A 10,921-nucleotide genomic window follows, 5' to 3' on the forward strand; every position below is an offset into this window, starting at 1 on the left:
GGAGGAAAAAAGGATGCGCATTTTGCATACGGGGGACTGGCATTTGGGCCGTACGCTTGAGGGACGGAGCCGGCTGGCCGAGCAGGAGCAGTTTCTGGATGAGCTGGTCGAGATCGTAAGGGACGAGCAGGTGGATTTGATTCTGATGGCGGGAGACGTTTATGACAGCGTCAATCCGCCGGCAGCGGCCGAGCAGCTGTTCTACGAGGCTGCCGCTCGGCTTAGCGAAGGCGGCCGCCATCTGGCGGTCATCGCGGGTAACCATGACCAGCCGGAACGCGTCTCTTCGGTGTCGCCGCTTGTTTCAACCCGCGGGATCAGCCTGACCGGCCTGCCGACAAATCAATCGGTACGGATTCGTACGGGCAGAACAGGCGAGGAGGCGGTCATTGCCGCCCTGCCTTATCCTTCGGAAGCAAGATTGCAGGAGCTTTTAGCGGGCGACGGAGACGAGCAGGAGCTGCGCCTCGCCTACAGCGCGCGGGTCGGCCAGCTGATGAAACAGCTGGCGTCCTCCTTTCGGCCGGACACGGTCAACCTGGCGATGAGCCATCTTTATGTGCTTGGAGGGCTGGAATGCGACAGCGAACGCCCGATTCAAGTGGGCGGGGCGTATACCGTGGATCCGTCCGCTTTTCAGATCGGAGCGCAGTATACCGCTCTTGGCCATTTGCACCGGCCGCAGCTGGTCAAAGGCGAAGGGGTAATCCGGTACAGCGGCTCCCCGCTGGCCTACAGCTTTTCGGAAGCGGGACAAGCCAAGTCGGTGATGCTGCTCGATCTTAAGCCCGGCCAGCCGGCCGAACCGCAGGAGGTTTTTCTTCGCAGCGGCAGGCCGCTCGTGAAATGGGTGTGCAAGGGCGGGCTGGAAGAGGTCTACCGCTGGATTCAGGAAGGACGCGACGCTAACGCTTTTATCGATCTGGAGCTTTCCCTGACGGAAGCGATGTCGATGGGCGATATCGGAACGCTGCGCAAAAGCCGGGACGGGCTTGTACATATCCGGCCTGTATATCCGGGCAGTCCGTCGATTGAGGAAACGATGGCGGAGCGGTCGCAGATGCCGGTCGATGAGCTGTTCCGGAAGTTTTACCAGCGCCAAAGCGGGGGGGCCGAGCCTGGGGAGGAGCTGGTCCGGTTATTTATGAGCCTGCTGGCTGAAGACGAAGCGGCCGCGGCCGGGGAGGAGGATGCGGAATGAAGCCGATTTTGCTTAAATTATCGGGGCTGCAAAGCTACCGCGAAAGCCAGGAAATCGATTTTACGGCGCTTTGCGAAACGGGTCTGTTCGGCATCTTCGGACCGACGGGGAGCGGCAAATCAACGCTGCTGGATGCGATGACGCTGGCGCTTTACGGCAAGGTGGAACGGGCGGTGAACGGCACCCAGGGGATTATGAATCACTCCGAGGACAGCCTGTTCGTCGCTTTTACGTTTGAACTGACCGGCCCGAAGGGAAGCAGCCGGTACCGGGTCGAACGGAGATTCAAACGGACCGGGGAGCAGTCGGTAAGCTGCACGATCAGCCGGTTCGTCGCAATGAAGCCCGAGGGCGAAACCGTGGTAGCGGACAAGCTGGCCGAGGTGAACCGCTGCGTGGAAGATAAAATCGGACTTAAAATGGACGATTTCACCCGGGCGGTCGTGCTGCCGCAAGGCAAGTTCTCCGAATTTCTTTCGCTGAAGGGAAGCGAGCGCCGGCAGATGCTGCAGCGTCTGTTCCATTTGGAGAAATACGGAGACCAGCTTGCGATTAAGCTCAGTCGGCGGGTTAAGGAGACGGAGGGCCGGCTCAAAGAGCTGACCGCTGAGCAGCAGGGGCTCGGAATGGCATCTGAAGAAGCGGTCAAAGCGGCGGCGGAAAGGCTGACTGCGGCCGACGAATCGGCCAAAGCGGCCCGCAGCCGTCTGCTGGCAGCCCGGAGCCGGGCGGAAGAAGCGGCTAAAATCCGCGAGCTGCTCCACGAAAAGCAGCGCCTGACGGCGGAGGAAGCCCGCCTGGCCGCTAATGATCCGGCCATCGAGGCGGCTGAGCACAAGCTGCGTCACGCAGAAGCCGCGGAGCAGCTTCTGCCGATCCTGAACGGCTGGAAGGAAACCTTGGCTGCAGCCCGTGAACGTGCAATTGCCGCCGAGGCCGCTGCTGCGAATGCCGCGTCGGCCGAAGCAAAGGCGGGCGAATCCGCGGGCCTTTCGGCTGCTGCCGATGAAGCTTTGGGGCAGGAGGAGCCGGGGCTGCTCCGCCGTCTGGAACAGCTGGAGCAGGCCCGCTTGCTCCAGACGGAGGTCGGGCAGCTTCAATCCGACCATGCCCTCCAGTTGGATAGGCAGCAGGAGATCGAACGGAAGAGGAAGCTGGCCGCCGAAGAGGCCGCGAAAGAAGAAACGCTGCTGAACAAAGCGGTGCAGCGGCGTAAGGAACTGGAGCAGCAGCTGAAAGAACTTGAGGTGAAGTCGGCCGAACGCCGTCTTCTCCAGGAGGGTATGCAGCGCAGGGAAACGCTGGCCGCCGCCGTACAGCAGCTGGAACAGGCTCGTTTGGAGGCCGGGCAGCTGCGCCGGAAACAGGAAGAGGCGGCTCGTCAGCTCCGGGAGCTAACGGACAATGCGGCGCGCGGCGAAGCCGAGCGGCAGGCGACGATTGCAGATGCCGTACAGCTGGCCGCGGAGCTGCAGGACCAGGAGCAGGAGCTGCTGGTGATCGCCGGAGAACTCGAGCGGCGAGAAGCGCTGCTCCAGCAGAAGCTGAAGGAGCAGGAGCTGCATGTCTGGTCCGTGCGCCTGGCCCAGGAGCTGCACGAGGGCGGAGCCTGCCCGGTGTGCGGCTCGCTGGAGCACCCGGCGCCGGCCGTGCACGGCGCCGGGGAAACGTCGGCCCTGGAGGCGGAGCTCCGGGCCGTGGCTTCCCTGCTCCCGGAATGCCGGGAGCAGCGCTTTGGGGCCGCGCGCGACCTGGAGTCGGCGCGCGCGGCCCTGGAAAGCCTGGATGCCGCCGCAGACCCGGCGGCATCCGGCGAAGCGGCGGCGGCTGCGCAGACCGCCGCCGCCCGGCCGGGCGCTCCGCTGGACGCGGAGAGCGCCCGCAGCCGGCTCGCCGCGCTGCGCACCGCGCACGGCGAAAGCGGAGCCCGGCTCGCTGCGCTGCAGAGCCGGGTCCGCGGGCAGCGCAGCGCCGGCGCCGAACTGCGCCAGCGCTGCGCCCTGGCGGCTGCCGAGGAGCAGGCAGCCGCGGCCCAGGCGGAGCAGCAGAAGGCCCGCTGCTCCGCGATTGAGGCTGACGTGCAGCGCCGTACAGCCGAATGGGCTGCAGCTCATCCCGGTATGACCCCGGATGAGCTGCAGCGCAGCTACGAGGCCCTGCAGGCCAAGGATCTGCAGGCCGACGATATCCGGCACCGCCTCGAAGTCAGCGGACCGTTCATCGATGACAAGACGGGCAGCCTGCGCGTCTTGTCGGAGCAGCTGGCGGCCTTGGACAGGGAGCTGGTTGAATGTTCAACCCGGCTTGAAGGCGGCCTTCAGCTGATTGAGGAGAAAAGCAAACGGCTTGTTGCCCTGACGGGCGGGGAACCTGCCGAAGCGCTGCTGTCCGCCGCCGAGGCGAAGCTGAACCGGCTGCGAACGGCGGCAAAGCTTGCCCGGGAGCAGCTGGCTGCCGCGCAGCAGCTGCGGAACGAAGCGGTCCAAGCCGATGTGCTGGCCCGTCAGGCGGCTGCGGCCGCTGCGGAACAAGCGGCCGATCAGGAGCGGCGCTGGCTGCAGGCGCTGACGGACTCTCCATTTACGACCGAGCAGGAGGCGGCGGAGGCCGCCATGCGTCCGGACGAAGCAGAAGAGCTGGCCCGTCAGGCGCAGCAGCACCGGAAGCAGCAGCAGGAGCTGGCAGTGACGCTGCGCGACCTGGAACAGCGATTGGACGGCAGAACCCTCTCTGAGGAGGAATGGAACGAAGTCCAGCGCATCTTCCAGGAAGGCCAGGCTAATGACGAGCTGGCCCTGCAGGAGAAAGCGAAAGCGCAGCGGGATTTGGAGGATGTGGAGAAACGGCATATCCGGTGGCAGGAGCTTGAACAGCAGCGCAGCGGGCTGGAGCATGAGAGCGGGCTGCTTGGTAAACTTCAGGGCACGCTCCGAGGCAATGCGTTCGTGGAATACGTAGCGGAAGAACAACTGGTCCATGTCAGCCAGGCCGCTTCCCAGCGGCTTCGATTTCTGACCAAACAGCGTTATTCGCTGGAAACGGACTCCGGCGGAGGTTTTGTTATCCGGGATGACGCCAACGGCGGCGTAAAACGAGCGGTTTCCACGCTGTCGGGGGGCGAAACCTTTCTGACCTCGCTGGCCCTGGCGCTTGCTTTATCCGCTCAAATCCAATTGCGGGGCCAATATCCGCTGCAATTCTTTTTCCTGGATGAAGGTTTCGGCACGCTGGATCCTGAGCTGTTGGACACGGTGATTACGTCGCTGGAACATCTGCATCATGATCATCTTTCCGTCGGCGTTATCAGCCACGTAGCGGAGCTGCGCGACCGGCTGCCCCGCAAGCTGATCGTGGAGCCGGCTGAACATGCGGGCGAAGGCTCCCGCATCCGGCTTGAGAAATATTAATGCTGATTTTCAGGCAAGCAGGACTTTGTGAAAACTGAAAAAGCACTCCATAGTTTTTGCAGAAGCTGATTCGGTGAACAGCATTCTATTCAACAATGGAGTGCCAACTTATCTACAGACCTAGGCGCCGAACCTCTCGACAGGCCGCGCCTGGGTTTTTTAGATGTATTTTTCAGTTACTCATAGATTTCTTCGATTCCGGCCTGTTCGCCGGCAGGCTTCGGTCATCCTTTTGGTTAACCCTGTTCACCCGAGGCAATTTTGGCGATCTTTTCTTGGATCTGTCCGGTAAATACGCCGCCGTGATAAGCAATGACCGTTTCGATATCCCAGTTAAGCAGTTTGGCTGCAGACTGCAGGGCGCCGGGCATATCCAAAGTGTATTCAGGACTTGACAGCCCCAGTTCTTCCCCGTTCGCCATAAGCGCATCGCCTGCAATCAATGTTTTGCTCGGCGCATGGTACAAACAAATATGATCCGGTGTATGTCCCGGAGTAAAGATAACCTGGATGCCGCCGGCGTAAGGCAGCGTATCGCCGTCCTTTACGATGGCTCCTACCTTGGTGGGCGGTGCAGGGAATCCGCCTTTAAGCAGCGGCACTTCCCCCTGGACATAAGGTTTCCCGAGCTCATGAGTGATGACTTCGACCTTCCCGTCAGTCGCCGCGATCAGCTCCGGCAAACCGCCGATGTGATCGAAGTCTTGGTGAGTGATGATGATTTTCGTCAGCTGATCCAGGGAGAACTGCTCCTTGGCAAGCGCATCCCGGATTACTTGAAGCTGGCCGGGCAGGCCGGCGTCGACCAAAATGACTTCGTTCTCGTCCCATAAAAGGGCAGCATGGGCTATGAATGGGTTTCCTCGGGAGGTCATTTCTAATTTTAACGGTTTGATTCCTGTGGCTGTTGTCATGGCTTTCTCTCCTCCAAATAATAGAATGATCGCTTCCTGTTCCAAACGATACCTTTTTCTTTCGTCCTTCTTGCATCTGTCGTTCTCTTGTGAATGCCAACAGGCTGTAATAGAATTGCTATAATCCAATTAATAAAAAGTACATTCATTCTCGTAAATAAATGTATTATTTTTATAAACGAACGTTTGAATTTATGATATATTCAGTGGCAAATGCTGTCAAGCGAGGGTTTGCCTTTTCTTTGTACCTCTTTAAGGAGTTGTTGGCTTTGTTATCGATAGAAAAGCAAATGCTGTATCTGCTTGGCCGGGCGGAAAGCATGGGGATTCAGGAACTCATCAAAATTTATGAGAAACGGAATTATGCTGCCACTTATGTCCGAAATTCGTTATCTCGGCTGAAATCAGAGGGTTATGTCCTTTCGCCCTCCAGATCGGTTTATCAGATAACGGAATCGGGAAGGGCGTTTATCCGATCCATCAACCAAAAGCCGCACCGGTATAGCGAAAAATGGAACGGCACCTGGCAAACGGTCATGCTGGAGGTTCCGGAAGGGGAAAGAAAGAAACGGGACCGGTTTCGCGTTGAAATCCTGCAGTACGGTTTTGGTCTATTATATAACAGCGTGTATATTTCCCCCTGGAATTATGAGGAGGAAGTTTTGTCTAGCATCCGAAATTTGGAGCTGGAAGGGAAAGTATCGCTCTTTAACGGTACCTTTCAGCTGGGCCGGATCACGAAAGAGAAAGCCTTTCATATTTGGAAGCTTGGTAGCCTGGAACAAACCTATCAAGAAAAATGGAACTGGTTTCAAGAGGTTTTTAATCCTATGGCGAAGAGGGTATTAGCACAGGGGAATTCGGATTTGGAGCTTTTTTCCTTGTATCTTGAACTTGGAGAGGCGATTACGGATTTGTTTCTCGCCGATCCGATGCTTCCGGGAGAATTGCTTCCCGAAGGCTGGACGGCGCCTGGAATATTGGATACTTTTTTTGAGCGGTACGAGGCATTGTCCCAGGCTATTCCGAGCGGAAGCCCCTATTCCCGGTTTAAGCACTGAAAGCGGGATTTGTGGTCTAAAGAGGGGTTTTCTGGCCGCTTGATGGAGGTCGAATGTGTCCGAGCTTGATGTGATCCATATCACAGATACAGTTTAAAGGCGCTGTTATAATACAGCTAAGCCGACATTACTCATTGAAGCTACCTGGACGGACGTATGGGTTAGAGTTTAGTTCTCTTGCCGCTCCTGCTCATACGTCCGTCTGACGCACTCCCCTGAGCGGGAGTGCCGGGTGCTTCTTTTTTTTGCCGTATTTCTGGTATGATAGGAAGCAGAGGGCTGCCGGTGTGCGGGTTCCGGCACCCGTGTTCGATTTCAATACATAAATCTCAGGAGGCCGTTAATTATGGAGAACTGTTTGTTTTGCAAAATCGTAAACGGAGATATTCCTTCCAACAAAATTTATGAAGACGACGAGTTTCTGGTCTTTCACGACATTCAGCCCGCCGCTCCGGTCCATGCGGTGATGATTCCAAAGAAACATATTGTTTCCGTGAATGACGCGGAAGGCGAGGATTTTGCTTTGATCGGCAGGCTGCACAAGGTTGCGCAAACGTCCGCCAAACAGCTGGGGATTGCGGAAACGGGCTACAGACTGATCAATAACTGCGGGCCGGACGGAGGACAAACGGTGTTCCATCTGCATTACCACCTGCTTGGAGGGGCCAAGCTGGGGGCGCTTACGGGAATTTCCGCTTCTCATGCCGAGTAGGCTGATTAGGGATTAGGCTTAATAGAAAACGCAAAGAAAACAGAAGATAATTGAAGGAAATTATTGAAAATTGTTGGTTGTTGTCAAGTTATCAAAAAATCTTTTAACAGTTTTTGAAGAGCTGCAAAGGGGGACTGGAACTGTTCAGCCGACTCTCGTCGAAATCGGGAGACAGGTATTATTTTCAGAATAGTTGACCTAGGTTCTCTCTTCACCTATAATGAAGATTGATGAACCGTGTTATGCTCTTGGACGGTCTGGTCGGAGGGAGGGAAAACTGGTGTCTGAAACGAAAGTTCGCAAAAATGAGACAATCGATGCTGCACTTCGTCGCTTTAAGCGCTCCATTGCTAAGGACGGCGTCCTGGCTGAGGTGAAGAAACGCAAGCATTATGAAAAGCCAAGCGTGAAACGCAAGAAAAAGTCTGAGGCTGCTCGTAAGAGAAAGTTCTAGGAGGATCTGAACTTCATGAATCTTAGCGAACGATTAAACGAAGATATGAAGCAGGCGATGAGGAATCAGGAAAAGTTCAAACTCACCACGATTCGTATGGTTCGTGCTACGATCAAGAATCTTGAAATAGATCTGAAGAGAACTCTGAACGATGATGAAGTGCTTGATATCCTAAGTCGTGAAATCAAACAGCGCAAAGATGCCCTCCAGGATTTTATTAAAGCAGGCCGAGACGATCTTGCAGATAACTTAAATGCCGAGATTGATATTATTGCCCGGTACCTCCCCGAGCAGCTTACCGAAGAAGAAATTAAAGTAATTGTACAGCAGACCATCCAGGAAACCGGTGCTTCTTCGAAAGCCGACATGGGGAAAGTAATGAGTGCGCTAATGCCTAAAGTCAAAGGACGGGCGGATGGCAAACTTGTAAACCAGGCAGTTCAGCAATTGCTGCAATAAAAGCGAATAGCAGGACGCCCTTCTGAGAAGAAGGGCGTTTTTTGCTGTTTCTTTTTCCTTTACCGTGCCCGCGTTAATCTGCTGTCTTCCAACGGCTCTCCCCCGGTTTCACTTCCACGATTTTCTCTGCAGCTTAACCTTTCCTTGCGAATGCCATCAATCTTCAGGTGTTTTTCATAAATTCGGAGTCCCAAGCATAATTTTTAGCATAGGGGAAGGAGGATTGCCTCGTATGAGCCGCATTACCCGCAAATTTCGCAAATGGACCGTTGATGCGATGGGTCTTCCGGGGGATCTCGTCTTTGAGCTGCCCAGACTTACGCTTGTCGGCGGAAAACAGCTGCTCATTGAGAATCACAGGGGCGTTCTGCATTTTTCGGAAGAGCGGTTAAGCTTGGCGCTCAGCGAAGGCGGCCTCGAAGTAACGGGAAAAGATCTGGTCATCAAGACCATTATGCCCCAAGAAGTGATGGTTGAAGGGGATATCGCAGAAATCAAGTATCGTGGAACGGGGGAGAAGCCGTGAATGAACCGGCCTTTAGTTTTCTCCGCGGATGGGTGGGACTCGAAATCCGCGGCGGCGATTTGGAGCAGCTGATTAATAAATGCGCGGAACAGGGGATAGGGGTTTGGGAGGTCAAACCCCTGCCGGAAAGGAAAATGGAGCTGAGCGTCATGCTTGGCGATTTTTTTAAGCTTCGTCCGCTTCTGAGGCAGACAAGCTGCCGGATGCACGTGAAACGCCGAAAAGGCCTGCCGTTCCTTGCGCTCCGCGTGCTGCGGCGAAAATGGTTTGTGGCAGGCATCGTCTTTTTTGTAATGGCCATCGCTCTCATGTCCTCCATGGTTTGGGACGTAGAGGTGAAGGGCAACGTCAAGATCCCGGCAGAGGATATCAAGCAGGCCGCCAAAGAGGAAGGGCTGTATCCTTTTCAATGGAGATTCAAGGTTCCCGAACAGGACAAGCTATCCAAAACCTTGACGAGGAAACTGGAAGGCACCTCCTGGGTCGGAGTTACGATTCATGGAACCAAAGCGACGATTGAGGTCGTGGAGGCGACGAAACCCAAGGACCAGAAGCTCAGCAGCCCGAGCAACTTAGTAAGCAAATCGGATGCGGTAATCACTTATATTTATGCGGAAAAAGGGTATCCGAAGGTAGCCAAGAACGACCGGGTCAAAAAAGGCAGCCTCCTCATTTCGGGTTATCAGGCCGGCCAAGCGGTTGTGTCCAAAGGAGAGGTCCGGGGGTTGGTTTGGCACGAATACAATATCGAAGCCCCGCTCGTCAAGAAAAAAAGCGTCCTTAGCGGAGAGCAGAAAACGAAGGGTTATTTGTATTTCGGAAACACGGCCATTCAACTGACCGGCTACGGCAAAAACAAATTCGCCGAAAGCGTTACCTATACGGAAACGGACCCCCTCACCTGGCGGAAGTGGAAGCTCCCTATAGGCTGGATGAGCGAACACGTGATGGAGAAGGCGGACATTGAAATCGAACAAACGGCGGAGCAGGCCAAAGCGGCGGGACTCGCCCAGGCCAAGCGGGATATTGTGGCGAAAAACGGCGCGGATTCCTTCGTGAAGGAGGAAAAAATTTTGCATGAGAAGACAGAGAATGGTAAAGTTTATATGAAAGTATTGTTTGAGGTAGAGCAGAATATCGCGGAAGAGGTTCCTATAGTCCAAGATCAAGGAGAATGAGTATATTTGGCAGAACAACAGACTGTGATCAGAATCCCGCTTAAAAACGCTTCAGAAGGACTTTCTTTGTTTGGTCCCCAGGATATCTTCCTGAAATTGGTGGAAGGAAAAATCGACGTGCAGGTCGTGTCGCGCGAATCCGAGATTACGATACGCGGCGGCGACAGGGAGACGATGGCGGTCCAGCAGCTTTTTGAGGTGCTGCTTGAGTTAATCCGCGGCGGATATGTGTTAACGGAACGTGATGTTTCGTACGCCGTCGATCTTGCGCTCGATTTGCGGGCGGACCAGCTGCTTAATTTATATAAAGGCGAAATTGCCGTTACGTTTCGCGGCAAGCCGATCCGGGTCAAAACCATTGGCCAGAATCACTATGTAACCTTAATCAAGAAAAGGGATATCGTATTCGGCATCGGTCCGGCGGGCACGGGGAAAACTTATTTGGCCGTCGTGCTTGCCATATCGGCATTAAAGGAAGGTTCGGTCAAAAAAATCGTGCTGACCCGCCCAGCCGTGGAAGCCGGGGAAAGCCTCGGTTTCCTGCCGGGGGACCTGCAGGAGAAGGTGGACCCCTATCTGAGACCTTTATACGATGCGCTGTATGACGTTATGGGTCCGGATCAGGTGGCGAAAGCGCTGGAGCGCGGGCTGATTGAAATAGCGCCGCTGGCCTACATGCGCGGAAGAACGCTGGACGATTCCTTTATTATACTGGACGAGGCCCAAAACACGACGCCCGAGCAGATGAAAATGTTCTTGACGCGGCTTGGTTTCGGCTCCAAAATGGTCATTACTGGCGATATGACGCAGATTGATTTGCCCCGGGGCAAAAAATCCGGCCTCATCGAGGCCAGCTCCATTTTGAATCAGATCGAAGAAATCGGGTTTGTGTATTTTAACGAGTCGGATGTAGTGCGCCATTCCCTAGTTCAAAAAATCATTGTAGCTTATGAAGCGGCTATCGATAACGGCTGATCCGTCATAACAACGGTCAGACCGCCAGCCGAAT

The 10,921-nt window shown here is 55.3% G+C and carries 10 protein-coding genes; 9 read left to right on the forward strand and 1 reads right to left on the reverse strand.

All coding sequences use genetic code 11. The features are described from left to right. The first annotated feature begins 13 nt into the window (after positions 1-13). Both AC3ZPD_RS13270 and AC3ZPD_RS13275 read left to right on the forward strand, forming a co-directional pair. On the forward strand, positions 14-1,201 hold the full coding sequence (locus AC3ZPD_RS13270; RefSeq protein ID WP_490984769.1) for an exonuclease SbcCD subunit D: 1,188 nt from the start codon (positions 14-16) through the stop codon (positions 1,199-1,201). Continuing rightward, entirely contained in the window at positions 1,198-4,608 is a 3,411-nt protein-coding gene (locus AC3ZPD_RS13275; protein WP_490984770.1) for an AAA family ATPase, read from the forward strand. Before AC3ZPD_RS13270 ends, AC3ZPD_RS13275 begins: the two co-directional genes overlap by 4 nt. Before the next feature lie 236 nt (positions 4,609-4,844). On the opposite strand, the gene AC3ZPD_RS13280 is transcribed toward AC3ZPD_RS13275, so the two are convergent. Beyond that, positions 4,845-5,522 (reverse strand): MBL fold metallo-hydrolase, encoded by a 678-nt coding sequence (locus AC3ZPD_RS13280; RefSeq protein WP_490984771.1) that lies wholly within the window; start codon positions 5,520-5,522, stop codon positions 4,845-4,847. Positions 5,523-5,791: 269 nt separating this feature from the next. Between AC3ZPD_RS13280 and AC3ZPD_RS13285 the strand changes: the two genes are divergently transcribed. From AC3ZPD_RS13285 to AC3ZPD_RS13315, 7 genes are all read left to right on the forward strand, one after another. After that, positions 5,792-6,583 carry a PaaX family transcriptional regulator C-terminal domain-containing protein gene (locus tag AC3ZPD_RS13285; protein WP_490984772.1) on the forward strand — a complete coding sequence of 264 codons (792 nt, stop codon included), beginning with the start codon at positions 5,792-5,794 and terminating at the stop codon, positions 6,581-6,583. A 346-nt stretch (positions 6,584-6,929) separates the two neighbouring features. Beyond that, positions 6,930-7,295, forward strand: coding sequence for a histidine triad nucleotide-binding protein (locus tag AC3ZPD_RS13290; RefSeq protein ID WP_490984773.1), 366 nt, complete (start codon positions 6,930-6,932; stop codon positions 7,293-7,295). A gap of 280 nt (positions 7,296-7,575) precedes the next feature. Continuing rightward, positions 7,576-7,749 (forward strand): 30S ribosomal protein S21, encoded by a 174-nt coding sequence (gene rpsU, locus AC3ZPD_RS13295; RefSeq protein WP_005547957.1) that lies wholly within the window; start codon positions 7,576-7,578, stop codon positions 7,747-7,749. 15 nt (positions 7,750-7,764) lie between these two features. Next, a complete protein-coding gene (locus tag AC3ZPD_RS13300; protein ID WP_490984774.1) occupies positions 7,765-8,208 on the forward strand; it encodes a GatB/YqeY domain-containing protein in 444 nt (147 codons plus the stop codon). Between the two features lie 232 nt (positions 8,209-8,440). Beyond that, positions 8,441-8,734, forward strand: coding sequence for a sporulation protein YqfC (gene yqfC / locus AC3ZPD_RS13305; RefSeq protein ID WP_490984775.1), 294 nt, complete (start codon positions 8,441-8,443; stop codon positions 8,732-8,734). Then, positions 8,731-9,912 (forward strand): sporulation protein YqfD, encoded by a 1,182-nt coding sequence (yqfD, locus tag AC3ZPD_RS13310; protein WP_490984776.1) that lies wholly within the window; start codon positions 8,731-8,733, stop codon positions 9,910-9,912. Before yqfC ends, yqfD begins: the two co-directional genes overlap by 4 nt. Positions 9,913-9,918: 6 nt before the next feature. Then, positions 9,919-10,887 (forward strand): PhoH family protein, encoded by a 969-nt coding sequence (locus AC3ZPD_RS13315; protein ID WP_490984777.1) that lies wholly within the window; start codon positions 9,919-9,921, stop codon positions 10,885-10,887. Positions 10,888-10,921 lie beyond the last annotated feature (34 nt).

This window comes from Paenibacillus mobilis (genome assembly GCF_058267595.1).